Below are 25,225 nucleotides of genomic sequence, written 5' to 3'. Positions count from 1 at the left end.
CGCAACGACGGCGCGGCAGCGATAAAAGTCCGGTGGGTAGCGGTCGCCGCAGCGGTCCGAACCGATCGGGGCGATCGGTTCGCTACGCGATCTTCTCGTACTGCTCGGAGAGCTTCTCGGCGGCCTCGTCGAGCAGGTCGGCCTCGTACTCGTCGAGGTCCCACTCGACGACCTCTTCGACGCCGTTCGAGCCGAGCTTCGCGGGCACGCCGAGCGCGGTGTCCTCGTAGCCGAACTCGCCGTCGAGGACGACCGAGCAGGGCAGCACCTCGCCGGTGTCGTTGAGGATGGCCTCGACGGTGTGGGCGACGCCGGTGGCGGGCCCCCACTGCGTGGCGCCCTTCCGGCTGATCACGTCCATCGCCGACTCCTGGAGGTCCGCGAGGATCTGCTCTTTCTCGTCGGCGTCGAACTCGGGGTCGCGGCCGTCGACGCGCACCTTCGAGAAGACGGGCGCCTGCGCGTCGCCGTGCTCGCCGAGGATCGTCGCCTCGACGTTCTTGACGGGCGCGTCGAATCGCTCGGAGAGGACGTAGCGGAAGCGCGCGGAGTCGAGCCGGCCGCCGAAGCCGACCACCTTGCCGCGGTCGCGGTCGCCCGCCTCGTAGAGGTGGCGATTGAGCAGGTCCACCGGGTTCGAGGTGGTGACGGTGACGAAGTCGTCGTTGTGCTCGGCGATGGAGGCGCCGATGTCCTCCATGATCGGCGCGTTGTCGCCGGCCAGGTCGATCCGGGTCTGGCCCTCCTTGCGCGGGATGCCGGCCGTGATGACGACGACGTCCGAGCCGGCGGTGTCCGCGTAGTCGCCCTGCCGGACGGTCGTGTTCGAGTCGTAGGCGACGCCGTGGTTCGCGTCGGCCGCCTGCCCGATGGTCGTCTCGCGCTGGTCCGGAATGTCGACGAAGACGAGCTCGTCGACCACGTCGCGCAGCGCGAGGTTGTAGCCCGCCGCGGCTCCGACGGTCCCCGCCGCACCGATAACGCTGACCTTTGTCATACCGTCTTGATCCGCGACCGGGCGGTGAGTAAACGTTTCGGAACCCCCGCAACGCTCGCGAGCGTCGTCGCGAAACCCCTAACTCCCGGCGCGTCGAACCGACGCGTCGTGCCGACGTTCCGCTACCCGTGTCCCGGCTGTCGGACGACGAACAGCCTTCACGACGCCGACTGCGAGTTCGAGGGCGTGAGCTGGCCGACCGTCGAGAAGGCGTACACGGACCTGCTGTCGGTGCTCTCCGCCGAGCGAGACGGCCTCTCGGAGGCGGCGCTGCGCGACGCGGTCCCGGCCGACTGGGGCGGGCTCCACAAGGCGGCGCTCGGGGCGCTCCGGCGCGACCAGCGCGTCGTCGAGGACGGCGACGACCTCCGGCTGCTCACCGCCGCCGAGTTCAAGGAGCTTGTCTCCGAGCCGACCCGCGAGCCGATGCGGACGGTGTACGAACACGGCTCCGTCCCGGGCTGTCACGACAACGCGGTCTTCGCGATGGTGGCGTGGTACGAGATGGTGGGGCTCTCGTGGCCCGAGACCCGCGAGAACGTGGTGGCGTGGCTCCGCGAGTCGGGCGCGTGGGACCGCGGCGGCTTCGAGGAGTCCACCCCCGAAGAGCTCGTCGACGGCAAGCGCCACGTGTACGACGAGGGGTACGGCTGGAAGGAGAAGGGACAGGCGGCCAAACGCGTCATCGAACGACACCTGTAGCGCGGCGCCGGGCGGGCCCGGAACGCTCGCCGCCGCCTCGGACGCCCTTTTAAGTTCGAGCGGGGCGTCTCACCACCGTGACACATCCGGAGGCGGGCGCGGCGTCGACCGAGGCCGACGTCGCCGACGCGGTCGACGACGATCGGACCGGCTCGGGCGACGACGCTTCCCGACCCCCCGCCGTCGCCAACCCGCGGCGCGCGCTCGCGGTCGTGATCGGCGTCGTGTTCATCGATCTGGTCGGCTTCGGAATCGTGATCCCGATCTTGCCCTTCTACGTGCGCTCGTTCGGCGTCAGCGACGCCTTCATCGGGCTGCTCGCGGCGTCGTACTCGCTCGCGCAGTTCCTCGCGGCGCCGACGCTCGGTCGGCTCTCCGACCGCATCGGACGCCGGCCCGTCCTGCTCGCGTCGCTCGCGACTGCCGGCGTCGCGTGGGTGACGTTCGGCTACGCCGGCTCGGCGGGGGCGCGCTTCGGCCCCGCCGCGGCGCTGGCGACGCTGTTCGCCTCTCGGACGCTCGCGGGCGCGATGGGCGGGAACATCGCCGCCGCGCAGGCGTACGTCGCCGACATCACGCCCCGGGACCGGCGGGCCGGGGCGCTCGGGCTCGTCGGCGCGTCGTTCGCGCTCGGGTTCGTCTTCGGGCCGGCGATCGGCGGCCTGCTCGCCGCCGACGCCGTGGTCGCCCGGGCGGACGCGCTCTTCCCGGCGTTCATCCCGGCGACGGCGTACTCCCTCCCGAGCTTCGCCGCCGCCGGAATGAGCTTCCTCGCGGTCGGCTTCGGCGCCCGCTTCCTGGAGGAACCGAAGCGGACGCGACCCGCCGCGGAGACGGGGCGACGCACGACAGCGATCGGCCAGTTTCGAGACGCGCTCGCGTCCGCGTCGCTCCGCCCGCTGACGGTCGCGTACTTCGTCGTGGCCGTCGCGTTCGCCGGCGTCCAGGTCATGTTCATCCCGTACGTCGCGGACGCGTTCGGCTACGACGCGACCGCCGCGGCGTTCCTGCTCACCTACATCGGCGTCCTCGGGGCGGTGAACCAGGGCGTCCTCGTCGGGCGGCTCTCCCGGCTCGTCTCGTCGCGGACCCTCGTCGCGGCGGGGTCCGTCGTGCTCGCGGCCGCGCTCGTCGCGATCCCGACGACCGGACTGATCGATCGGGTCGCCGGCGACGTGGCCCTCGGCGGCCCGGAGTGGCTCACGCTCCCCCTCGTCGCGCTGCTCGTCGCGCTCGCCGCGCTCTCGCTCGGGAACGCCCTCGTGAACGTCTCGCTCGCCACGCTCGTCTCGGGGTCGGCCGACGACGCGGACCAGGGCGCCGCCTTCGGCGTGACGCAGGGCGCGTCGAGCCTCGGGCGGAGCGTCGGCCCGCCCGTCATGGCCCTCCTCTACACCGCCTCCGTCGCGTCGCCGTTCCTCGCGGGTGCGCTCCTCCTCGTCCCGGTCGCCGTGGCGTTCCGCCGGTCCGCGGACTGACCTCCGGCGAGCGAGCGCGATACTTTTACCCCGCGGCTCGCCCTCCTGACCGACACATGTTCGACGCCGTTCCCGCGTGGCCCGCCCTCGGCTCGTTCGCGGGCGGCGCGGGCGCGGTCTGGCTCGCGTGGGCGATCCGGGAACGCCGCGGTCGCCCCGGCGTCGACTGGTTCCTCGGGGTGTTCGCCGCGCAGGCGACGTGGTGTTTCTCCTACGCCGCGGGACTCCTCGTGGCCGACCCCGCCCTCCGCGTCCTGTTGGAGACGGCGACGTGGCTCGGGATCGTCTGGACCGGCGTGACGTTCCTCGGCTTCGCGCTGGAGTACACGGGCCGGAGCGACGTCGTCCGGAGTCGCCTGTTCGCGACGATCGCCGGCTTCGGACTCCTCTCGACCGCGCTGCTCGTCACGAACCCGGTCCACGGCGCCTTCTGGACCGACTTCGCTCGCGACCCCGTCTTCGGCGTCGAGACCGTCTCGTACGCGCTCGGCCCGTGGGGGTATCTGGTGGTCGCCGCGGAGACGGTCCTCGTCGCCAGCGCCGTCTTCCTCCTCGTCGACACCCTGCTCAGCTACGGGCCGCTGTACCGTCGGGAGAGCGCCGCCGTCGCGTTGAGCCCGATCCCGCCGGGGTTCGCCTTGGTCGCGTGGGCGCTCGCGCTCGGCCCGGTGCCGCAGCTCCAACTCGCGCCGATCATGTTCGTCCCGCACGTCCTGTTGGACGCGTACGCGTTCGACCGCGCCGAGATGTTCGACCGGAACCCGACGACCAGCCGCGCCGCCGAGCGCACCGCGCTCGACGACCTCGCGGACCCGATCGTCGCGCTCGCGCTCGACCGCCGCGTCGTCCGACTCAACCCCGCGGCCGAGACCCTCCTCGGCGTCGACGCCGCGACCGCCCGCGACCGCCCGCTCGCCGAGTTCCTCGACCTGCCGGTTCAGATCGGCGACGACGCCCCCGACGATCCGGACGCGACGACCGCGGATGCCGCGGACGGCGCAGGCGATGGGACCGCAGACGAGGAGGCCGGTCCCGGCGGCTCCAGGGAGACGGTCGAAATCGACTCGGCGACCGGCGCCGGACGGCGCACGTACGCGGTGTCGGTCTCCCGGTTGACCGACCCGAACGGCACGCACGTCGGGTACACGGTCGTCCTCTCGGACATCACCGAGCGCGAGCGCCGCCGGCAACAGCTCGAAGTCCTCAACCGCATCCTGCGCCACAACCTCCGGAACGACGCCGGCCTCGTCCACGGCTACGGGGAGATCCTCCGAGACCGGCTCGACGACCCCGACCTGGTCGACATGGCGGACGCCATCGAGCGGCGGGCCGGCGCGCTGGCCGCGCTCGGCGAGAAGGCCGGTACCGTCGACCGACTCCTCGCCGAGACCGACCCCGAGCCGACCGACGTTCGCGATTTCGTCGAGGCCGTCGTCGCCGACGCCCGCGAGCGCGACGGCGACGCGACCGTCGAACTCGACCTCGGCGACGCCGCCGCCGACTGGACCACGCGCGTCAGACCCGACGCGCTTCGAGCCGTCGTCGAGAACACCGTCGAGAACGCGATCGACCACCACGACGGCGAGGGGACCGAGCGCGAGGACGGGGGGCCGTGGGTCCGGGCGTCGCTCCGCCGGGACGGGGGCGACGCGGCGGCCGAGACGGGCGGCCGCCGCGACGGCGCGCGGTTCGTCCTCACCGTCGAGGACGACGGCCCCGGCATCCCGGACCACGAGGTCGAGGCCGTCGAGTCCGGCCGGGAGACCGCGCTCGAACACGGCTCCGGGCTGGGGCTGTGGGTCGTCGCGTGGGGCGCCGCCGCGATCGGCGCGGACGTGACCTACGAAGGGCGAGAGCCGCGCGGGACGCGCGTGACGGTGTCGATCCCGATCGTGGACGAGTGAGCCGATCGCAGCTCGTTACCGAGTCGGAGCGCCCGCCGTCTCCGTAGGCTCTGCGAAAAAACAGATATCGGCCGGTTCAGTCGCTCTGGATGCGCGGAGCGAGCATGAAGGTCACGTTACCGAGTCCCTCGGCGAAGCCGTAGTGAAGCTTGACGGGGAACTCCTCGCCGAGTTCGACGGTGACCTCGGCGTCGGAGGGGATCGCCTTGTTCATGTCCTTGAGGTAATCGAGGCTGAACAGCGAGTCGGCGGGACCGGCGGTGAGCGCGATGAGGTCCTCGCGGGCGAGCTCCAAGTCGACGTCGTCGGTGTCGCCCTCGGCCTCGATGAAGAACGCCTCCTCGGCCTCGTCGACGCGGAGGCGGATGTGGTCGGACACCATGTCGGCGGCCTTGATACCGCGGTCGAGCTGGGCGCCCTCGACGACGATCTCGGAGGCGAGGTCGAGGTCGGGGATGTCCGGCTCCTGGCGGATCGAGTCGGGGTCGATGAGCGCGAGGGTGTACGACAGCCCGTCGATCTCGATGTGGAGCTTGCGGGTCTCCTCGTTGAGTTCGAGGTGGATCAGGTCGCCCGAGTTGGCCATGCCGGCGATGTCCTCTAAGCGGGCGAGGTTGACGCCGATGACGCCGCCGTCGGCCTCGTAGGACTCGAACGCCGCGGCCTCCAGCGTGAGGTCGACCATGCCGACGTTGGCGGGGTCGACGGCGCGGATCGAGAGCTCCTCCTCGTTCAGGCGGATCTTACACTCGTCGACCAACACGCTCACCGAATCGAGCGCGTCCTGAAACGTCGACGCGCCCACGATGGCCTTGAACATATACGTTCGGCTAGGGCGGTATCACCTAAAAAGGCACCCGATCGGACCGGCAGTGAAAGGCTCAAAGCGACCGGACGAGACGGGCGACGACGACCGCGAGCGTCACCACGGTTCGCCACAGCCGGATGCGTTCGAGTCGGTGTTCGAGCGGTTCAGACTCGTCCGCGTCCCCGTCGCCGGCCAGCGGCTCCGGCTCGCGGTCATCGGCCTCTCCGCCCGCGCCCGAATCGGGCGGCGGATCGGTGGTTCGATCCGGACCGGTCGCCGGCCCGCGGACCGGGCGCGGCGCGTCCGGCTGTGCTTCGTTCGACTGCTCCGCGTTCTGCTGCTCGTCGCCCGTCTGCTCATCGCTCGGTCGCTCGTCGCTCGACTCTGATTCGGCGTCGTTGCCACTCGGCGTCGGTAGCGGTTCGTCGATCATGGGTCGCTCTCGGCCGGACCTCCGGCCGTACGCGACGGTACGAGGTTAATTCATAAATAAACGAGCCGAACGCAAGGCGGAACTGAAACTCTCGCGCCGTCGGCCCGCAGGTCTGTCGGCGGCGGTCCGGTCGGCCGTCGTCTGCGCGTCGCTCGCTCGCGACCCGGCCGGTCGCCGCTCCGGCGTCAGATCAGCGGTTCGACGAGGTCGCGCCCCGCGGCGAGCAGGTCGTCGACGGCCGCCTCGGAGTCGGCCTCCGCGTACACCCGCAGCTTCGGCTCCGTGCCAGACGGCCGGACGAGCAGCCACGAGCCGTTCTCCAAGAGGAGTTTGAACCCGTCGAGCGTGACGACCTTCGCCACCGCGTGGCCGTCGACGGTCTCCGGGATGTGGTCGTCGAGGTCGTCGAGGACGCCCGCCTTCCGGTCGTCGGGGCAGTCGAGCGACACCTTCCCCGCCGCGATGCGGCCGTGCTCGTCGAGCAGGCGGTTCACCCGCTCGTCGAACGGCTCCGCGGCGTGGGTCGCGGCCGCGAGCAGCGCCATCAACACCCCGTCCTTCTCGCGGACGTGCCCGCGGACGGTGAACCCGCCCGACTCCTCGCCGCCAAACAGCGCGTCGTGGTCGCCCATCGCCTCGGCGACCCACTTGAACCCGACCGGCGTCTCGTACACCGCCTCGCCGTGCGCCTCCGCGATGCGGTCGACGAGGAACGTCGTCGAGACGGTGCGGACCGCCGGCCCGGAGTCGGCTTCGAGGAGCCGGTCGTAGCAGGCGGCGTAGAAGAGGTTGGCGTCGAGGACGCCGCGTTCGGGCGTGACGACCGCGATCCGGTCGGCGTCGCCGTCGTTGGCGATCCCGAGGTCGACCTCGCTTTCCGGGTCGGTGACGCGGTCGGCCAGATCGCCGAGGTGTTCGGCCGAGGGCTCGGGGGAGTCCCCGCCGAAGGTCACGTCGCGGTCACAGCGCAGGCGGACGACCTCCGCGCCGGCCGACTCGAGGAGCGCGTCCGTGACGCCGCGCCCGCTCCCGTGCATCGCGTCGTACGCGACCGTCACCCCGTCGAGGTCGACGTCGTTCCCGTCGACCCCGGCGATCCGGCCGACGATCTGGCGGGCGGCGTCGGCGTGGGCGCTCACGAGGTCGACTCGCGACACGTCGCCGCGCTCGGCCTCGGGGAGCAGGTCAGGCTCCGCGAGTCGGCTCTCGATGTCCTCCGTGACCTCGGGCAGCGCCGGCGCACCGTCGTCGGGGATGAACTTCACGCCGTTGTACTCGGGCGGGTTGTGCGACGCCGTGACCATGCACGCGCCGGCGAGGCCCCGCTCGACGATGGCGTGGGCGATCACCGGCGTCGGCGCGTCGCGCTCCGGGAGGATCACGTCGAAGCCGTTGCCGGCGAGGACCTCCGCGAGGCTCTCGGCGAACCCCTCCGAGGTCTCGCGGGCGTCGTAGCCGACCGCGACCGGTTCGTCGTGGCCCGCCGCCGCGAGGTGATCGGCGACCGCCTGTCCGACGATCCGCACCCGGTCGTCGGTGAACGTGTCGAGGGTGGCCCGCCAGCCGTCCGTGCCGAAGGCAATCTCGTCCATGCGTGCCTCGTCACCGGCCGAGATAATAAGGCCCGGTGCCGCCCGGTCGCCGCTTCGACTCGCCGCGCTTTTGCTACCGGCCCGCGAAGCGGGGCCATGACTCGAATCGTCGCGGTGTCCGGAAGCCGCCGGGCGGCGAGCACGACGCGGGCCGCGCTCCGCGTCGCGCTCTCGGCCGCGGCCGACGTCGGCGCCGAGACCGACCTGATCGACCTCGGGGCGGTCGACCTCCCGCTGTACCACCCGGACGAGGACGCGCAGGGCGACAGCGAGGCGCTGAAACGCCGCGTTCGCGAGGCGGACGGCGTCCTCGCCGGCACGCCCGTCTACCGCGGCTCCTACTCGTCGACGTTCAAGAACTTCCACGACTTCTGCGGCTCCGACGAGTACGCGAACACCGCGGTCGGCCTGCTCGCGACCGCGGGCGGCGGCTCCTACGGCGGCACGCTCGAACACCTCCGGTCGACGTTCCGCAACGTCCACGCGTGGACGGTCCCCCACGAGGTCGGGATCCAGGGCGCCTCCTCGAAGATCGAGACGGGCGCGACAGATCCGAACGCCGGTCCCCGGATCACCGACGAGGACCTCCGCCGCCGCACCGAGCGACTCGGTCGGGTCGTCCTCGAACACGCCGAGCGAATGCGGGAGTGAGGGTGGTGCTGGTCGCCGAGTACCGGCCGCGGTCGGCAGGAATTTCCCTCGTGAGACCGACCCTCCGCCGATGAGTCGCATCCGCCCGGACGAACTGGACGAGCGCCTCGGCACCGACGACGAGCCGTTCCTGCTGGACATCCGCCCCGAGGCGGACTTCGAGGCCGGCGCGATCGACGGGAGCCGGAACGTGCCGGTGTACGACGACCTCCGCGGCGGCGACGACGCCGCGCTCCGCCGCCGGCTCGACGAGGTCCCCGACGACCGCGAGGTCGTCACCGTCTGTAAGATGGGGATCGTCGCCAAGCGCGCGACGCGGATGCTCGACGACGCGGGCTACGAGGCGTCGACGCTCGCCGGCGGGATGAGCGGCTGGAACGGGTACGAGCGCGGGTCGCTCGGCTACCGGATCCGGTCGCTGTGGTGCCGGCTCCGAGGGTGATGCGAGGCGCGAGGGTGACGCGAGAACGCGACTGCGCCGCGCGCATGGAATCGCTCTGCGACCGCGCCCCGCCGACCCGCCGGGCTTTTGCCCGGCTCGCGTCTACGACGCCCATGATCGAACCGGGTGACGACGACCGTGTCCGCTAACCGGAAGGGAGACCGCCGCGAGCGCGAGCTGGTGAACGCCTTGGACGAGGCCGGGTTCGCCGTGATGCGCGCCCCGGCGAGCGGCTCGGCGACGGAGCGGGAGCTCCCCGACGTGCTCGCGGGCGACGGCGAGACGTTCTACGCGATCGAGGCGAAATCGAGCGCGGGCGACCCGATCTACCTCACCGGCGAGGAGGTCGAGGCGCTCCTCTTTTTCGCGCGGAACTTCGGCGCGAAAGCGCGGATCGCGGTGCGGTTCGACCGCGAGGACTGGTACTTCTTCCACCCCGGCGACCTCTACACCACCGACGCCGGCTCGTATCGCGTCAAGAAGGAGAAAGCCCTCGCGGACGGCACCGACTTCCCCGAGTTCGTCGGCGAGACGGAGAAGGTGACGCTCGGGGAGGTCGGCGACGAGGGGGACGACGCGGACTCGACCGACCCGGAAACCGAGGAGCGCCGGACGATACTGGAGGCGGTCCGCGACGGCCACATGCCGGTCGAGGACGCGATGGACGTGCTGTGACGGGCGTTTCGATCGCGCTCGGTCGCCGTCGTCGGGGGGGGGGGGGGGCACGGACCCCCTCGCTTATCCCTCGTGCCGCCGAACCCGGTGACGAATGAGCGAGGACTTCGGTCTGCTCGAACCCGCGGACCAGCCCGGCGACGAGTGGGAACAGCTGGACGTCTCCGACACGGAGGCGGACCGGATCGCCCTCCGACAGGACCGCGAGTTCGACGAGTTCCGCAAGCGGATCAAGGACACGGAGCAGTTCAAGCTGCAGGAGTCGGTGTTCGACGACGCCACGCTTGCGGCGGTGTACAAGCTGGTCCAGGACGGCTACGTCGACGCCTTCGGCGGGCCGGTGTCGACGGGCAAGGAGGCGAGCGTCTTCGAGGCGCTCGGCGGGCAGGCCGGCGAGCGCCCCGAGCCGGGATCGGAGGCCGCGGGGGGCGGTCCCGAGGGCGTCACGCCCGAGCGCGAGGTCGCGGTGAAGGTGTATCGGATCAACTCCTCGAACTTCCGGCAGATGCGCGACTACCTCGAGGGCGACCCGCGCTTCGACGGGATCGCGAGCGACAAGAAGGCGGTCGTGCTGGCGTGGACCCGCAAGGAGTTCGCGAACCTCGAACGAGCGCGGAAGGCCGGCGTCCGGGTGCCCGAACCGATCGCGGTCCAGCGGAACGTCCTCGTGATGGAGCTGGTGGGACACGCCGAAGAGCGCGCCCGGCGGCTCTCGGAGGTCGACGTGGAGAACCCGGAGACCGCCTACGAGGTCGTCCGCGAGTACATGCGCCGGCTCTACGGCGCCGGGCTGATCCACGGCGACCTCTCGGAGTACAACATGATCATCCACGAGGGCGAACTGGTGATAATCGACATGGGGCAGGCGGTGACGGTCCATCATCCCAACGCCGGAGAGTTCCTGAAGCGGGACTGCGAGAACGTGGCGACCTTCTTCACGCGACAGGGGATCGACGTCGACCCCGACGACCTCCGCGCGTACGTGACCGAGCCGGAGCCGGAGCCGGGCGGCGAGCCGGGAGCGGACGGGGAGTCGAGCGCGGGGGCGGACGAGGTGCCGGAAGCGGACGAGCGGGAGTGACTCGGCCGCGGCCCCGACCGCGGGTTCGGGTCAGACCTCGCGGGCGTAAATAGCGGTCGGGTACGTCCCGCCGCCGATCTCGGCCTCGCCCGCGTCCACCCGCTCGAAGCCGCGGGCCTCTTAAAACCGGGCACCGACGTCGTTCTCGGCGAACGCTTCGAGTCGGACGGCCTCCACCCGGTCCGGAACCGCGTCGATCGCGCGGTCGAGCAGCGCCGAACCGATCCCTTCGCCCCACCGATCGGGACGGACGTAGATCGCCTTCACGCCCGCCTCGTCTGCCCCGACGAACGGCTTCGTGTTCTCCGCACCCCAGCGTACGTCGACGAACCCGCAGACGACGCCGTCGTCGACGGCGACGAAGACGACGCCGCGGTCGCCGTCGTCGAGCCGGTCCGTCCAGCTCCGAACGTCCTCAGGGGTCGGATCGACCGTCGTCTCGTCGAGGACCGCCTCGGGGAGGATCTCGTCGTAGGCCGCCCGCCACGCCAGCCCGTGGACCCGGATCGACTCCTCGATGTCCGTCTCGTCGGTCGGTCGACGAACTTCCATGGTCCGAGTCGGACGCTTTCCGGTAAATACGCTCGGCAGGTGTGAGAAACGTTGTCTCGCGTCGTGTTCGACCGCGTCCACCGCGCTACGGGCGCGTTACCGCCTCCCGCGGTCGTCGTCACCGGAACACGCTTAAAAGGCTCCGCCGGGTACTCCGTCGTATGCAACACGTGACGGTTCCGCAGGACCGGATCGGCGTCGTCATCGGCGCCGGCGGCGAGACGATGCGGGAGATCGAAGAGCGGGCGAACGTGCGGCTCGACATCGACTCGGAGTCGGGGAGCGTCGCCATCGAGGAGCGCGACGACCCCGTCGCGGCGATGGTCGCACCGGACATCATCAAAGCGATAGGCCGCGGCTTCAAGCCGGAGACGGCGCTGTCGATCCTCGACCACGACCTCCGGACGCTCGACCTGATCGACCTCTCGGAGCACACCCGCAACGACAACGACCTCCAGCGCAAGAAGGGCCGGATCATCGGTGAGAACGGTCGCACGCGCGAACTGATCGAGGAACTGTCGGGCGCGAACGTCGTCGTCTACGGCTCGACCGTGGGCGCCGTCGGCCAGCCCGAGGAGCTCGAAGTGGTCCGCCGAGCGGTCGGGATGCTGCTCGACGGCGCCCCGCACGGCGCGGTGTACTCCTACTTAGAGCGGATGTCGAACGAGCTCGACGACGACGTGAGCTTCAACGCGCCGCAGTAATCGGTATCCGGTGTCAGCGTCGCCGATCGGTTCTGTTTCCTTCCGACTGATTTCGCTGCGACGGTTTCCGGCGGCCCGGTCGATCGCGTATAAACTGCTGACAGCGGATCGACAGCGACCACCGCCAAAGCCCCAGTCGTGAGGCGGGCGCACGCTCGCCGCGCTCCTCGCTCGCGCTGCTCGCTGCGGTGCTCGCGTCGCCTGCGCCCGCCTCACGACTGCCCCTTTGAATCCCGCCCCACACCGCACAGCACCGCAGCCTCACGCCTCCCCAACCTCGTTGCTCGCTTCGTCGCCGGCGCGTAGCGCCGGCTGCCGGAGGGACCTCCGGTCCCTCGCGACTCGCGGCCTAGCGGCCGCTCGCAGGCACGCGCCACCGCGGTCTGTTTATAAGCGACCAACGGCCGATAGTTGATCTGGAGTTCTATATAAAGGGCTGTGTGAACGCACCGCACACCAGCCGTTACTCCCCCACCGTGTTGCGGTTCCGCACGACCCGAGCGGAAGGTTTATATAGAATCACAAACAATCAATGGTTGTAATGTCACAGCGCCAGCGGATGGGCAATCAGCCCATGATCGTACTTTCCGAGGAGTCGCAGCGAACATCCGGAAAGGACGCTCAGAACATGAATATCACGGCCGGCAAGGCGGTCGCGGAGTCCGTCCGCACCACGCTCGGCCCGAAAGGGATGGACAAGATGCTCGTCGACTCCGGCGGGTCCGTCGTCGTCACGAACGACGGCGTCACCATCCTGAAGGAGATGGACATCGACCACCCGGCGGCCAACATGATCGTCGAGGTCTCCGAGACGCAGGAGGAGGAGGTCGGCGACGGCACCACCTCCGCGGTCGTGGTCGCCGGTGAGCTCCTCGATCAGGCCGAGGAGCTCCTCGATCAGGACATCCACGCGACGACCCTCGCGCAGGGGTACCGTCAGGCCGCCGAGAAGGCCAAGGAGATCCTCGACGAGGAGGCCATCGACGTCTCCGCGGACGACCGCGACACGCTCGTCGAGATCGCCGAGACGGCGATGACGGGCAAGGGCGCCGAGAACTCCAAGGACCTCCTCGCCGAGCTCGTCGTCGACGCCGTCCTCGCGGTCCGGGACGACGACGGCATCGACACGGAGAACGTCTCCGTCGAGAAGGTCGTCGGCAGCTCCATCGACGAGTCGGAGCTCGTCGAGGGCGTCATCGTCGACAAGGAGCGCGTCGACGAGAACATGCCCTTCGCGGTCGAGGACGCCGACGTCGCGCTGTTCGACGGCGCCATCGAGGTGAAGGAGACGGAGATCGACGCCGAGGTCAACGTCACGGACCCCGACCAGCTCCAGCAGTTCCTCGACCAGGAGGAGGAGCAGCTCCGCGAGATGGTCGACCACCTCACCGACATCGGCGCCGACGTCGTCTTCGTCGGTGACGGCATCGACGACATGGCGCAGCACTACCTCGCGCAGGAGGGCATCCTCGCCGTCCGCCGCGCGAAGTCCGGCGACCTCAAACGCCTCGCCCGCGCGACCGGCGGCCGCGTCGTCTCCAACCTCGACGACATCGAGTCCGACGACCTCGGCTTCGCCGGCTCCGTCGCCCAGAAGGACATCGGCGGCGACGAGCGCATCTTCGTCGAGGACGTCGAGGAGGCGAAGTCCGTCACGCTCATCCTCCGCGGCGGCACCGAACACGTCGTCGACGAGGTCGAGCGCGCCATCGACGACTCGCTCGGCGTCGTCCGCACGACGCTGCTCGACGGGAAGGTGCTGCCCGGCGGCGGCGCCCCCGAGGCCGAGCTGGCGCTGCAGCTCCGCGACTTCGCCGACTCCGTCGGCGGCCGCGAGCAGCTCGCCGTCGAGGCGTTCGCCGACGCCTTAGAAGTCGTCCCGCGCACCCTCGCCGAGAACGCGGGTCTCGACCCCATCGACTCGCTGGTCGACCTCCGCTCCCGCCACGACGGCGGCGAGTTCGGCGCCGGTCTCGACGCCTACACGGGCGACGTGATCGACATGGAGGCCGAGGGCGTCGTGGAGCCGCTCCGCGTCAAGACCCAGGCCATCGAGTCCGCCACCGAGGCGGCCGTCATGATCCTCCGCATCGACGACGTCATTGCGGCCGGCGACCTCAAAGGCGGCGGCACCGACGACGGCGGCGACGACGGCGGCCCCGGCGGCGCGCCCGGCGGCATGGGCGGCGGCATGGGCGGCATGGGCGGCATGGGCGGCGCGATGTAAGCGTCCGATAGGACAACTACACCACCCACGCCGACCGCAGTCGCCTCACCGCACCGTCCGCAGACCGACCGTCGTGCGCCCGCCTTCGGGCCCCGACGACATGCGACTTTTATCGACGACTCAGTCGCCGAGCGTTCCGCTCGTCGTTCGACCCGAGCGTCCCGGCCGCCTCCGACCACGTGCCGCGTCACTGTTCCCCACATTCGCCTCGTACGACAGGAGGGTAACACCGGCGTAACCACTGGACGGCGGTGTCCGCGAGCGATTAAGTGACTCCCGACCCTCCTATCCTTCGACGAGGTTCTCACGTTCACCATGCCACAGCAGAAAGCCGACTACGCGGACGACGCCGAGATCGACGCGGAACTGGACGAACTTCCCGACGACGAGACCGTCGAGGAGACGGTCGCGAAGCTAGAGGAGCGCGGCTTCGACGTGATCGTCGTCGACGACGCCGAGGAGGCGTTAGAGACCGTGAAAGCCCAGATCCCCGCGAGCGTCTCCGTGATGAACGGTCATTCGACCACGCTCGAAGAGATCGGCTTCGACGAGTTCCTCAGTGAGGGCGACCACGAGTGGGAGAGCCTGCCGGACCAGATATGGGGCATCGACGACGACGCGGAGCGACAGACCGCGCGGCGGGAGTCGCAGACGGCGGACTACTTCCTCGGCGGCATCAACGCGGTCGCGCAGACCGGCGAGCTCGTCGCCGCCGACCTCTCCGGGAGCCGGATCGGCGCGTACCCGTTCGCCGCGGGCAACGTCGTCATCGTCACCGGGATCAACAAGATCGTTCCGACGCTCTCGGACGCCTTCGACCGCCTGGAGTCGGTCGCGTATCCGCTGGAGAACGAGCGCGCACAGGAGGCGTACGGCGTCGAATCCGCCATCGCCAAACAGCTCGTCTACCGCCGCGAGACCGAGGAGGGCCGGACGACGATCGTCCTCGTGCGCGAGCAGCTCGGCTACTGAAGCCGGCTCACCGCGGCGACGCGGCACGTTTCTCCCGGTTTCGACGCTCGTGAGCCGCCGCTCGCGGGTTTGCTCGCGGCGGTACAGCGGGCCGGGAGGGATCCGCGCGAGCGGAGCGAGCGTGGGCCAGTCGCGCCCGTTCGCCTCACTTCGCTCGCTCACCTCCCGCTCCCTGATTCGAATCCCGCCTTTCGCACAGCACCGCCGCTCGCGGTTTTGCTCGCGGCGGTACAGCGGGCCGGGAGGGATTCGAACCGTGTGGAGACGTGCTCGCTCACTCCGTTCGCTGCGCGCGACTCCTCGGGTTCGAATCCCTCTCTTTTCGACGGCCTCGCGGCTCGCGGAGTGCTCGCCGCGAGGGGTACGGGCCGGGAGGGATTCGAACCACGGTCGCCTTCGTTCGCTCGCTGCGCTCGCTCACTTCCCGCTCCCTGATTCGAATCCCGCCCTTCGCACAGCACCGCCGCTCGCGGTTTTGCTCGCGGCGGTACAGCGGGCCGGGAGGGATTCGAACCACGCCCAGACGTGCTCGTTCGCTTCGCTCACTCCGCGCGACTGGCCTCTCCGAATCCCTCCCGACCGGTTCACTCGACGGTTCGCGTTGCTCACCGTCTCACTGTACGGGCCGGGAGGGATTCGAACCCCCGACCGTCCGGTTAAAAGCCGGACGCTCTCCCTAACTGAGCTACCGGCCCAGACGAATCGCTGTACGGCCAGCCGACGGATAAACGTTTAGAACCGCGATAGCCGCCGGCCCGACCCGAAAGGGTTTCCGACCCCCCGTCGTCGCCGCGAGCATGGTGTTCGACATGCGCGCCTTCGCCGCCGATCTCTGCCGGTATCGCTCGACCGCCGGCGAGGAGGCGGCCGCGGCCGCGTTCGTCGCGGACCGACTCGACGACCTCGGCTTCGAGACGTACGCCTGGGACGCCGACGCCTCTGTCCTCGCCGACCACCCCTCCTTCCCCGACGACCTCGACGCCGCGGCCGTCGAGGGGCGGCGGAGCGTCGCGGGCGTCCTCGAACTGGGCGTCGGAGACGCCGCCGATTCCCGCGGAGTCGACGGGGACGGCGACCCGACGCCGACGCTGGTCTTGAACGGCCACCTCGACGTGGTTCCCGCCGAGCCGACCGAGTGGTCGAGCGATCCCTTCGAGCCGGTCTGGGGGGCGGACGCGGCCGGCGAGACGCTCACCGCCCGCGGCGCGGCCGACATGAAGTCCGGGATCGCGGCCTGTATCGGCGCCGCCGTCGACCTCCGAGCGCGGGTCGTTGACGGCTCCGTCGCGCTTCCCGCGTCGGGGCTTCGCCTGGTGGTCGAGGCCGTCGCCGGCGAGGAGGACGGGGGCTACGGCGCGGCGACCGCCGCGCTCGCGAACCCGTACCCCTTCGAGCGCGACGCGGCGATCGTCGCGGAGCCGACCGAGTTGCGTCCCGTCGTCGCCTCCGAGGGGTCGTTCATGGCCCGACTGGAGATCGAAGGCCGGAGCGCGCACGCGGCCACGCGGTGGCGGGGCGAGGACGTCCTCCCGCGGTTCGAGGCCGTGCGGGAGGCGTTCGCCGACCTAGAGCGAGAGCGCACCGAATCGGTCGCCCACCCGCTCTACGACGAGTTTCCGGTCCCGTGGCCCGTCGTCTGCGGGCGCGTCGAGGCGGGGTCGTGGGCGTCGACGGTCCCGGCGACGCTCACCGCCGAGTTCCGGATCGGCGTGGCCCCAGGCGAGACCGTCGCCGAGGTCGAGTCGACGTTCCGCGAGCGGCTGGGGTCGGTGGTCGCCGACGACCCGTGGCTGTGCGACCACCCGCCGCGGTTCGAGCGGTTCTCCGTCCAGTTCGAGCCCGCGGAGATCGCCGTCGACGAGCCGGTCGTCGAGGCGGTGCGGGCGGGGATCGTCAAGGCCGGCATCCCGGACGCCGAGCCGCGCGGCGCGACGTACGGTGCCGACTCGCGCCACTACGTCGGAGCCGGAATCCCGGCGGTGCTGTTCGGTCCCGGCACCATCGACGAGGCGCACTACCCGGACGAGACGATCGCGTGGGAAGAAGTCGAGCGGGCGAGAGAAGCGATCGCCGCCGCCGCGGTGCGGTTCGCGAGCGACCGCGCGGACGACTCGTAGCCGACCCCGGGTTACTCGTCGAGGTACGCGTCGACCGCGTCGGCGACGAGCGTCCCCGGATCGACGTTCTCCATCGACGCGCGGCGGCGCAGTTCGACGTACGTCTCCGGCGGGAGCCGAAGTTGGAGCCGGCCGAGTTCGACGCCCGCGTCGCGGACGGCGGTCTCGATGTCGGCCCCGTCGTTGACCGCTGAGGCGACCGCGCGCACCTCTCTGACCGTGAGGTCGCCGTCGATCGCCGCCCACGCGAGCAGGTATCGGTCTCTCCCGCCCAGCCGCGCGACGTGCTTCGCGGCGCTCGGTGCGATCCGGCCGTTGGCGACCTGTCGACGGATCGCCTGCGGGAGGTCGTGGACCCGCGCCCACTTCCGGATGAACGCGACGGAGACGCCGTCGCCCGCCCGTTCCGCCGCGTCCTTGTACGACCCCACGCCGCGGACGAGCGCCGCGCAGGCGGCGGCGCCGCGTAACATTAAGACGTTGTCGTCGTCGCCCACGCCGCCGGCCGCGAACCGGGCCACCGTCTCGGCCGCCTCCGCGACGCTCTCGGGGTCGTTCGGGTCGAAGCCCACCGCCTCCGCGGCCCGGTCGCCGGTCACCGCCGGGTCCGACCGGACGACGGGCTCGCCGACGGGAGACCGTCGGTCCGCGCGTGACTCCTCGGTCATACCAACACCTTCGGGGCCGCGGATATAAACGCCGGGCACCGGGGCCGTACTCGCCCGAACGCCGGACGACCGTCGCCGGTCGCTCTCGCTCCGTTCACTTCGCAGTCCGACCGACCTCGTCGCCCGCGTCGGTCTCCCGTTCGCCTCGCGCGTACAGGACGTACGAGTAGGCCACCGTGATCGCGGCGGTCGCGAGCGCCGGGCCGACGAGGAAGTACACCGCGTACTCGCCGGAAAAGAGGCCGACGACGGCGATCAGCGCCGACAGCTTGAACAGTCGGGCGCCGAGCGCGTGGGTGCGGTCCCAGACCGCGTCGTCGCTGAGCGTCCACGGCGTCCGAACCCCGAGGAACCAGTTCGGCTCGACGTGCGGGAGCACCGTTCCGACGTAGTAGAACAGCGCGGCCGACCCCGCCACCGCGAGCGTCGTCACGTCGACCGGGTACCCGAGGTTGAACGCGAGGACGGCGAGATGGACGGCGGTGAGAAACGCCGTGAACACGACGACGAACCGGTCGTAGTGGACCCGGAACGCGGCGACGTTCTCGCCGAGTGGGTCGATCCGCGGAAGCACCGCGAACAGGCCGAGCAGCGCCGCGCCGAGTCCCGGCACGAGCCACATGCCGACCGTCCGGGAGAGCGTTCCAGTCGGCTCGCCGGCGCCGTTCCACGTCGTCACCATTCGCTCCGGAAGGTCCGGTGCGGTCGCGAGACTGGCGGCGGCGCCGACGGCGACGAGGAGGGCCGCGACGCCGAACCGGAGTCGCGTCGAGAGTCGGAGACCTGTCATCGACCGAACGTCTGCGCCCCGAACTGATAAAACTACGGCACCGATCTGACGTTCTGGGCTCTGAGAACCGCGTTCGTCCGTGATAGAGTCGTTCCGCCCGCGATAGGTCGCAGAAGTTTCTTGATTCAGATAGGAATCGCGACCGAACGACCGTTCGTCGAACGTGCGTCCCGTGACACACGCGCGGAATCGCGAAGGAATGTCGAGACCGAGAACGCAGTATTCGACGTTATATGGGCCCCTAAGTCCCTTCTACGCGTTCGCTCTCGTCGAAACGGCGCGGCCGACGGCGGCGTTCGCCCCGCTATCGCGCAGTGCTATCTAACATCTCACTATCCTTATATACTCAGCTGTCCTACTGTACTGTACATCATGATCACTCAGCTTCGTATCGGCCACTTCTCCCCTGACGCACCCGCGGTAGACATCCGTATCGACGGCGACTCGCTCCTCGAGGGCGTCTCCTTCGGCACACTCGGCGAGTACATGGACGTCGACGCCGGCTCCTACGACGTCGACATCGTTCCCGCCACGGGCGGCGACGCGGTCCTCTCCGCCACGCTCGACGTCGCCGACGGCGAGAGCTACACCGTCCTGGCGATCAACGCCCTCGCCGACATCGAGGCGCTCGTCATGACCGACGACCGCTCCACCGTCGACGCCGGCGACGCACGCATTCGGTTCGTCCACACGGTCCCGGACGCCCCCGCGGTCGACGTCATGGCCGGCGGATCGACCCTCTTCGAGCACGTCGCGTTCGGCGACAGTTCGTTCGCGACGGTCGGTGCCGACGCCTACGACATCGACGTCCGCCCGACCGGCTCGGAGGACAGCGTCCTCCGCCTCTCGGACGTCGACTTCGACGGCGCGACGTCTTACACCGTGTTCGCGACCGGGATGCTCGGCGACGACAGCCTCGACGCCACGCTCGTGGCCGACCCCGTCACCCCCGACTCCGACGACCGCACCATCGCGGCCTGATACGCCGCGCGGCGGCCGTCCGACCTAGAACGTGCGACGCGTGCCCGTCTCGGGCACGCCGATACGCTCCGATTTTCCCGCTCACCACGCGCTCCCGGCGACGGCGACCCCGACCTGCCGCCCCGCCGTGAGAACCGTCCACGATGCGTGCGGTGCGACGCAACCCTTACGCGTCGTGGCCGCTAAATCGATGGTATGACCGACGAACGCGACGACGACGGCCACGAGTTCTCCTCGGGGCAGGGCGTCGACGCCGACTACGACGCGTTCACGCTGGAGCCGCCGGAGCTCGGCGAGGACCCGAGCCGCGTCGACCCCGTCGACTCGCGCGCGCTGACCGACGAGCTGGACCGACGGAACATCGGCAGCGAGGACGTCGACGTCGAGCAGCTCGTCGACGTCGGCCTCTCGTACATGGGAATCAACCGCTTCGAGGAGGCCACTGAGACCTTCGAACGCGCCGCCCGCTTCGCCGACGAGGACTCGCTGGAGGCACAGGAGGCGTGGGTGAACAAGGGCGCCGCCCACGCCCAGTTAGAGGAGTTCGATCAGGCAATCGGCGCCTACAAGGAGGCGCTGCGCATCGACGAGGACTCCGAACATGCCGCGACCGCCGAGACCAACCTCGCGTACGCGCTCTGGGAGTCCGGTCAGGGCGAGCAGGCGCTCGAACACGCCGAGCGCGCGGTGGAGACGGACCCGCGCTTCGCCGAAGCCTGGTACAACCGCGGCTTCCTCCTCGTCGAGCGCGGCCTCGCGGAGGACGCCGTCACCTGCTTCGACAACGCGATCCGCCTCGGCTACCGCGACGCGGGCGTGTTAGAGGAGAAGGCGCGGGCCCTCGAGGAGGCCGGCGAACACGAGCAGGCCGAGGAGGTCGCCGACCGCGCCGAGGAGATCCGGCGCGAGACCGAAGGCGAGATGATCGAAGAGCAGACCGGGCAGGCGCCCGGTCGAGGCGGTCGACCGCAGGGCGGGCAACCCGGAGCGGGCGGCCGCGGTGCGGGCGGTCGCGACGGGGGCGACGCCGCGGGCCCCGAACGCGAGCTGCAAGGCGAGGGTCCCGAGGGCTTTTAGATGCTGTTGCGCGAGCGCGAGACCGCCGAGGGTCGGCTCGTCTCCGTCTGTGACCCCGACTGCCTCGGCGAGACCTACGAGGACGGCCCCGTGACGCTCACCGTGAGCGAGGAGTTCTACGGCGGGGACGACGCCGTCGAGGCGACCCGCGATGAGGTCATCGACGGGCTCCAGCGCGCGCAGGTGGCGAACATCGTCGGCACCGAATCTGTCGGCGTCGCCGTCGAGGCCGGGCTCGTCGACGAGGAGACGGTCCTGGAGTTCGAGGAGACGCGACACGCGCAACTGCTCTGGCTGTGAGCGTTCTCCGGGAGTCGACTCGGCCGGATCCGAACCGGCTAAGGGCGCCCGCGACGAGGCAAATCCGATGAGACGACTCACACGGAGCGAACTGGCGTCGCGGGTGGGGCCGCGGCCGCCGTCAGACGCCTTCTGGCGTCGCGCGATCGATCGGGGCGAAGCGGCCCTGAGCGTCGGTGCGGACGCCGTCGCCGGAGACGCGGACGAAGACGCGACGGCGCCGCTCGACACGGGAGACATCGTCGACGTCGCGGACCACGCCTTCGTCGTCGTCGGCGTCGACCGGACGGACGCGGGCGGACGCATCTACCGGATCGAACTGGTCGGCGACCGCGACGAGGACTGACTCGCCTTTCGGTCCCGTCAGAGGTCGGCGACGTCCTCGATGGCGTCGGTGAGCGCCTTCACGCTCTCGACGGTGTGTTCGCCCATGTGGCCGATCCGGAACGTCTCCTCGCCGATGTCGCCGTACCCGTTCGAGAAGGCCATGTCGTACTCCTCGCTCACCTCCTCGATGGTCGCGGCCACGTCGATCCCCTGCGTGTTCTCGATGCAGGCGACCGTCTGCGACTCGTACCCCTCCTCGGGGAACATCGCGAAGTGCTCGCCGGCCCAGTCGTGGACGTACTCGGTCATCTCGCGGTGGCGCTCGTCGCGGGCGCGGTGCCCCTCGTCGAGCATGTGTTTCATCTGCTGGCGGTACGCCAACATGATCGGGATGGCGGGCGTCGAGTGGGTCTGTCCCTTCCGGTCGTAGTAGTCGATCGTCCGGCGGAAGCCGCCGTACCACGAGGAGTCCCCCTTCTCGGTCTCGCGGTCGTAGGCGTCGTCGCTCACGACGCAGACCGCGAGCCCCGGCGGCATCGCGAACGCCTTCTGGGTCGACGCGAAGATCACGTCGATGTCGTGGTCGTCGATGTCGACGTAGTCGCCGCCGAGCGACGAGACGGCGTCGACGGCGAAGTAGGTGTCCGGGTACTCGCTTATCACGTCGCCCATCTCCTCGACGGGGTTGCGGACGCCGGTCGACGACTCGTTCATCACGCCCGCGACCATGTCGTACCCCTCGTCGCTGGACTCCAGCGCCTCCCGGACGTCCTCGGGTTTGACGGCTTCTCCCCACTCGTACTCCAGCCGGGTGACGTCCTTCCCGAGCCGCTCGGCGACGTTCGCGTAGCGCTCGCTGAAGGCGCCGCAGGTCGGGACGAGGACGCGCTCGTCGACGAGGTTCAGCGTCGTCGCCTCCCAGAACTCCGTGCCGGACCCGGTGAGGATGACGACCTCGTTGTCGGTGCCGAGGAATTCCTTCGTGTCCTCGACGATGGTCGTGTAGAGGTCTGTCATCCGGTCCATTCGGTGGCCGAACATCGGCTGAGCCATCGCCTCGATGACATCGTCGCGGACCTCCGTCGGGCCGGGGATGTACAGCGTCTTCTCGTCGTAGTCGTCGCGGTATTCGCGTTTCTTCGTCACGGGATCCACCTTGGATCGTACCGCGTCGCGCGCGGGTATGTTCCTTGTGTTCCGTTCAAAAGGCGCGACCCGCGATCGACTCCGTCGACGCAAACGGCGTTATCGCCGGGATCAAACGGCTTTATACGAACGGAGAAAAGAAAGGGCGTATGATATACGCCCGAAGAGTTACAACCGTCCGAGGTGGCCCGCCGTGAGCGGCGACGAGGAGCTCGCGAAGGACCTCGGACTCGTCTCGGCGATGACGATCGGCATCGGGACGATGATCGGCGCCGGGATTTTCGTGCTGCCCGGCCTCGCGGCCCGGGAGGCCGGCCCCATCGTCGTCGTCTCGTTCGTCGTCGGCGGGATCATCGCGATGGTGAACGCCTTCTCCGTCTCGGAGCTGGGCACCGCCATGCCGCGGGCCGGCGGCGGGTACTACTACGTTAACCGCGCGCTCGGTCCGCTTTTCGGGTCGATCGCCGGGATGGGCGACTGGATGGGGCTCGCGTTCGCCTCGGCGTTCTACTCCATCGGGTTCGGCCAGTACCTGGCGACGCTCGCGCCGATACCGGGGTTCTTGTTCCTCACGGACATCCAGATCGGTGCGCTGATCGCGGGCAGCCTCTTCGTCCTCGTTAATTACGTCGGGGCGAAGGAGACGGGCGGCGTCCAGACGGTCATCGTCACGGGGCTGTTGGTGATCCTCGGGCTGTTCGCGATACAGGGCTGGCTCTCGTTCGACTACGCGACGCTCGCCGGGACCGACGGGCTCGCGCCGAAGGGATACGGCGCGATCCTCCCCGGCACGGCGCTGGTGTTCGTCTCTTTCCTCGGGTACGCGAAGATCGCGACCGTCGCCGAGGAGCTGAAGAACCCCGGCAAGAACCTCCCGCGGGCGGTCATCGGGAGCGTCGCGATCGTCACGGTGATCTACGCGATCCTCGTGTCGATCATGCTCGGCGTCGTTCCGTGGCCGGAGCTGAGTACGGACGCGCCGCTGACGCAGGCGACGGACGTCGCCTTCTCGGGTGCCTACTCCCCCGCGATCACCGCGGCCGCGGTGACGATCGTGACCGGCGGGGCGCTGCTCGCGACCGCCTCCAGCGCGAACGCATCGATCCTCGCCTCCGCGCGGATCAACTTCGCGATGGGCCGCGACAAGATCGTCACGAACTGGCTCAACCAGATCCACCCGCAGTTCGCGACGCCGTACCGCTCGATCGTCGTGACGGGGATCATGATCATCGTCTTCATCGCGGCGCTCGGCCAGGACGTCGAGATCCTCTCCAAGGCGGCGAGCGTGCTCCACCTCGTCGTGTACGCGCTGATGAACGCCGCGCTCATCGTCTTCCGCGAGGCGGACATCGCCGAGTACGACCCCGACTTCACCGTCCCGTTCTACCCGCTGACCCCCATCGCGGGGATCGTCTTCTCGCTCGGGCTCCTCCCGTTCGTCGGCGCCGTCGAGGTCGCCCTCGCCGGGGCGTTCATCGTCGCCGCGGTGCTGTGGTACTTCCTGTACGCCCGCCGGAAGGTCGAGCGCACCGGCCTCCTCGGCCGGTGGATCCTCGACCGCTCCGAGGACCTGCCCGAGCAGGCCGTCTCGGCCGCGACGTCGGTCCAACCGAGCGGCGACGACTACCGGGTGATGGTGCCGCTCGCGAACCCCAAGACCGAAGAGCACCTGATCACGCTCGCGTCGGCCATCGCGAAGCAGCGGAACGGGACGGTCGTCGCGGTCAACATCGCGAACGTGCCCGACCAGACCTCTCTGGAGGCGGCCCGCGACCGCGGCGCCCACGAGGCGGCCCACGGCCTCCTCGATCAGGCCCGCGCGGACGCGGAGACGTTCGGCGTCGACGTGGAGACGCACGTCGTCTTATCGCACCGCGTGTTCGAGGAGGTGTTCGACGCCGCGCGCACCTACGGCGCCGACATGACCGTGATGGGCTGGGGCGAGGACTCCCACGGGGCGCCGGGGCGCGCCGAGTCCGCCGTCGACGAGCTGGCGTACTCGCTGCCCTCGGACTTCCTCGTGTTCCGCGACCGCGGGTTCGACGCCTCGCGCATCCTCGTGCCGACCGCGGGCGGTCCGGCCTCGGACCTCTCCGGCGCCGTCGCGAAGATGCTCCAGTCCGAGTTCGGCGGCGAGGTGACCCTGCTCCACGTCTCCGAGGACGGCGAGGAGGAGGCGGGGCGCGCCTTCCTCTCCGAGTGGGCCGACGCGCACGACCTCGCGGACGCGACGCTGCGGATCGAGACCGGCGACGTCGAGGCCAGCATCGAGCGCGCCGCCCGCGATGCGACGATGCTCATCGTCGGCGCGACGGAGAAGGGGCTGCTCTCGCGGCTGGTCAGCGGCTCGCTCGTGTTGAGCGTGCTCGAAGACGTCGAGTGCTCCGTGCTGCTCGCCGAGCGCCGGAGCGACCGCGGCATCCTCGCCCGGCTCTTCGGCGGCGGTGCGCGGTCGAAAGACGTGACCGACGCGACCCCGACGCCCGCCGAGACGGGCGTCGAGCCGGAGCCGTCGACGCCCGAGATCGACGGCTCGGAGAACGACCCGACGGTCGATCCGAAGGACGACGACTGACCGACGAGGCCGGGGTCCGAATCCGC

The 25,225-nt window shown here is 70.2% G+C and carries 24 protein-coding genes and 1 tRNA gene; 16 read left to right on the top strand and 9 right to left on the bottom strand.

What is annotated here, in order from left to right:
• Positions 1-82: 82 nt before the first annotated feature.
• A complete protein-coding gene (gene mdh / locus ABDZ89_RS09350) occupies positions 83-997 on the bottom strand; it encodes a malate dehydrogenase (protein ID WP_343778505.1) in 915 nt (304 codons plus the stop codon).
• Between the two features lie 108 nt (positions 998-1,105).
• Here mdh and ABDZ89_RS09345 point away from each other — a divergent pair, with 108 nt between their 5' ends.
• The 3 genes from ABDZ89_RS09345 to ABDZ89_RS09335 all read left to right on the top strand — a co-directional run bounded on the left by ABDZ89_RS09345 (position 1,106) and on the right by ABDZ89_RS09335 (position 5,081).
• Positions 1,106-1,699: a DUF7474 family protein gene (locus ABDZ89_RS09345; RefSeq protein ID WP_343778628.1), complete on the top strand. Its 594-nt coding sequence runs from the start codon at positions 1,106-1,108 to the stop codon at positions 1,697-1,699.
• 77 nt (positions 1,700-1,776) lie between these two features.
• Entirely contained in the window at positions 1,777-3,177 is a 1,401-nt protein-coding gene (locus tag ABDZ89_RS09340; RefSeq protein ID WP_343778503.1) for an MFS transporter, read from the top strand.
• A gap of 56 nt (positions 3,178-3,233) precedes the next feature.
• Complete coding sequence (locus ABDZ89_RS09335) at positions 3,234-5,081, top strand: histidine kinase N-terminal 7TM domain-containing protein (RefSeq protein WP_343778501.1); 1,848 nt, start codon at positions 3,234-3,236, stop codon at positions 5,079-5,081.
• A 76-nt stretch (positions 5,082-5,157) separates the two neighbouring features.
• Here the strand turns inward: ABDZ89_RS09335 and ABDZ89_RS09330 are convergent, their stop codons facing one another.
• From ABDZ89_RS09330 to ABDZ89_RS09320, 3 genes are all read right to left on the bottom strand, one after another.
• Positions 5,158-5,901 carry a DNA polymerase sliding clamp gene (locus ABDZ89_RS09330; protein ID WP_343778499.1) on the bottom strand — a complete coding sequence of 248 codons (744 nt, stop codon included), beginning with the start codon at positions 5,899-5,901 and terminating at the stop codon, positions 5,158-5,160.
• A gap of 61 nt (positions 5,902-5,962) precedes the next feature.
• Positions 5,963-6,322, bottom strand: a complete 360-nt coding sequence (locus ABDZ89_RS09325; RefSeq protein WP_343778498.1) for a hypothetical protein — start codon at positions 6,320-6,322, stop codon at positions 5,963-5,965.
• Between the two features lie 185 nt (positions 6,323-6,507).
• The gene (locus tag ABDZ89_RS09320; protein WP_343778496.1) at positions 6,508-7,914 is read right to left on the bottom strand and encodes a phosphohexomutase domain-containing protein; all 1,407 of its coding nucleotides are present in this window, start codon (positions 7,912-7,914) and stop codon (positions 6,508-6,510) included.
• 96 nt (positions 7,915-8,010) lie between these two features.
• Between ABDZ89_RS09320 and ABDZ89_RS09315 the strand changes: the two genes are divergently transcribed.
• The 4 genes from ABDZ89_RS09315 to rio1 all read left to right on the top strand — a co-directional run bounded on the left by ABDZ89_RS09315 (position 8,011) and on the right by rio1 (position 10,763).
• Positions 8,011-8,565, top strand: coding sequence for an NADPH-dependent FMN reductase (locus ABDZ89_RS09315; RefSeq protein WP_343778494.1), 555 nt, complete (start codon positions 8,011-8,013; stop codon positions 8,563-8,565).
• Between the two features lie 70 nt (positions 8,566-8,635).
• Positions 8,636-9,007, top strand: a complete 372-nt coding sequence (locus ABDZ89_RS09310) for a rhodanese-like domain-containing protein (protein WP_343778492.1) — start codon at positions 8,636-8,638, stop codon at positions 9,005-9,007.
• Positions 9,008-9,133: 126 nt separating this feature from the next.
• On the top strand, positions 9,134-9,682 hold the full coding sequence (gene hjc, locus ABDZ89_RS09305) for a Holliday junction resolvase Hjc (RefSeq protein ID WP_343778491.1): 549 nt from the start codon (positions 9,134-9,136) through the stop codon (positions 9,680-9,682).
• Positions 9,683-9,776: 94 nt separating this feature from the next.
• Positions 9,777-10,763 carry a serine/threonine-protein kinase Rio1 gene (gene rio1, locus ABDZ89_RS09300; protein WP_343778489.1) on the top strand — a complete coding sequence of 329 codons (987 nt, stop codon included), beginning with the start codon at positions 9,777-9,779 and terminating at the stop codon, positions 10,761-10,763.
• 120 nt (positions 10,764-10,883) lie between these two features.
• Here the strand turns inward: rio1 and ABDZ89_RS09295 are convergent, their stop codons facing one another.
• Positions 10,884-11,315 carry a GNAT family N-acetyltransferase gene (locus ABDZ89_RS09295; RefSeq protein WP_343778488.1) on the bottom strand — a complete coding sequence of 144 codons (432 nt, stop codon included), beginning with the start codon at positions 11,313-11,315 and terminating at the stop codon, positions 10,884-10,886.
• Between the two features lie 161 nt (positions 11,316-11,476).
• Between ABDZ89_RS09295 and ABDZ89_RS09290 the strand changes: the two genes are divergently transcribed.
• The 3 genes from ABDZ89_RS09290 (at position 11,477) to ABDZ89_RS09280 (ending at position 15,218) form a co-directional block, all read left to right on the top strand.
• The gene (locus ABDZ89_RS09290) at positions 11,477-12,019 is read left to right on the top strand and encodes a KH domain-containing protein (RefSeq protein WP_017343573.1); all 543 of its coding nucleotides are present in this window, start codon (positions 11,477-11,479) and stop codon (positions 12,017-12,019) included.
• Between the two features lie 574 nt (positions 12,020-12,593).
• Entirely contained in the window at positions 12,594-14,246 is a 1,653-nt protein-coding gene (thsA, locus tag ABDZ89_RS09285) for a thermosome subunit alpha (protein WP_343778626.1), read from the top strand.
• Positions 14,247-14,561: 315 nt separating this feature from the next.
• Positions 14,562-15,218 carry a lactate utilization protein gene (locus ABDZ89_RS09280; protein WP_343778486.1) on the top strand — a complete coding sequence of 219 codons (657 nt, stop codon included), beginning with the start codon at positions 14,562-14,564 and terminating at the stop codon, positions 15,216-15,218.
• A gap of 621 nt (positions 15,219-15,839) precedes the next feature.
• Here ABDZ89_RS09280 and ABDZ89_RS09275 read toward each other — a convergent pair.
• Positions 15,840-15,913: transfer RNA gene (locus ABDZ89_RS09275), tRNA-Lys, on the bottom strand.
• A 102-nt stretch (positions 15,914-16,015) separates the two neighbouring features.
• Between ABDZ89_RS09275 and ABDZ89_RS09270 the strand changes: the two genes are divergently transcribed.
• Positions 16,016-17,335: a M20/M25/M40 family metallo-hydrolase gene (locus ABDZ89_RS09270; RefSeq protein ID WP_343778484.1), complete on the top strand. Its 1,320-nt coding sequence runs from the start codon at positions 16,016-16,018 to the stop codon at positions 17,333-17,335.
• A gap of 11 nt (positions 17,336-17,346) precedes the next feature.
• Here the strand turns inward: ABDZ89_RS09270 and ABDZ89_RS09265 are convergent, their stop codons facing one another.
• Both ABDZ89_RS09265 and ABDZ89_RS09260 read right to left on the bottom strand, forming a co-directional pair.
• Positions 17,347-18,003: a DUF7119 family protein gene (locus tag ABDZ89_RS09265; RefSeq protein ID WP_343778482.1), complete on the bottom strand. Its 657-nt coding sequence runs from the start codon at positions 18,001-18,003 to the stop codon at positions 17,347-17,349.
• Positions 18,004-18,097: 94 nt separating this feature from the next.
• Entirely contained in the window at positions 18,098-18,793 is a 696-nt protein-coding gene (locus ABDZ89_RS09260; RefSeq protein ID WP_343778480.1) for an SdpI family protein, read from the bottom strand.
• 372 nt (positions 18,794-19,165) lie between these two features.
• On the opposite strand from ABDZ89_RS09260, the gene ABDZ89_RS09255 reads away from it, so the two are divergent.
• From ABDZ89_RS09255 to ABDZ89_RS09240, 4 genes are all read left to right on the top strand, one after another.
• Positions 19,166-19,774 (top strand): DUF4397 domain-containing protein, encoded by a 609-nt coding sequence (locus ABDZ89_RS09255; RefSeq protein WP_343778478.1) that lies wholly within the window; start codon positions 19,166-19,168, stop codon positions 19,772-19,774.
• A gap of 195 nt (positions 19,775-19,969) precedes the next feature.
• Complete coding sequence (locus tag ABDZ89_RS09250) at positions 19,970-20,851, top strand: tetratricopeptide repeat protein (protein WP_343778477.1); 882 nt, start codon at positions 19,970-19,972, stop codon at positions 20,849-20,851.
• The gene (locus ABDZ89_RS09245; RefSeq protein ID WP_343778475.1) at positions 20,852-21,151 is read left to right on the top strand and encodes a DUF424 domain-containing protein; all 300 of its coding nucleotides are present in this window, start codon (positions 20,852-20,854) and stop codon (positions 21,149-21,151) included. It begins immediately after the preceding gene.
• A 67-nt stretch (positions 21,152-21,218) separates the two neighbouring features.
• Positions 21,219-21,497: a hypothetical protein gene (locus ABDZ89_RS09240; RefSeq protein WP_343778473.1), complete on the top strand. Its 279-nt coding sequence runs from the start codon at positions 21,219-21,221 to the stop codon at positions 21,495-21,497.
• A gap of 17 nt (positions 21,498-21,514) precedes the next feature.
• Here ABDZ89_RS09240 and ABDZ89_RS09235 read toward each other — a convergent pair whose 3' ends face one another.
• On the bottom strand, positions 21,515-22,624 hold the full coding sequence (locus ABDZ89_RS09235) for a pyridoxal-phosphate-dependent aminotransferase family protein (protein ID WP_343778471.1): 1,110 nt from the start codon (positions 22,622-22,624) through the stop codon (positions 21,515-21,517).
• A 193-nt stretch (positions 22,625-22,817) separates the two neighbouring features.
• Here ABDZ89_RS09235 and ABDZ89_RS09230 point away from each other — a divergent pair, with 193 nt between their 5' ends.
• The gene (locus tag ABDZ89_RS09230; protein WP_343778469.1) at positions 22,818-25,199 is read left to right on the top strand and encodes an amino acid permease; all 2,382 of its coding nucleotides are present in this window, start codon (positions 22,818-22,820) and stop codon (positions 25,197-25,199) included.
• Positions 25,200-25,225: the final 26 nt, after the last annotated feature.

This window comes from Halorubrum ejinorense (assembly GCF_039522565.1).
Lineage (GTDB): Archaea > Halobacteriota > Halobacteria > Halobacteriales > Haloferacaceae > Halorubrum > Halorubrum ejinorense.
The sequence above is the reverse complement of the archived record's forward strand: the minus strand, read 5'-3'. Positions and strand labels throughout refer to the sequence as shown.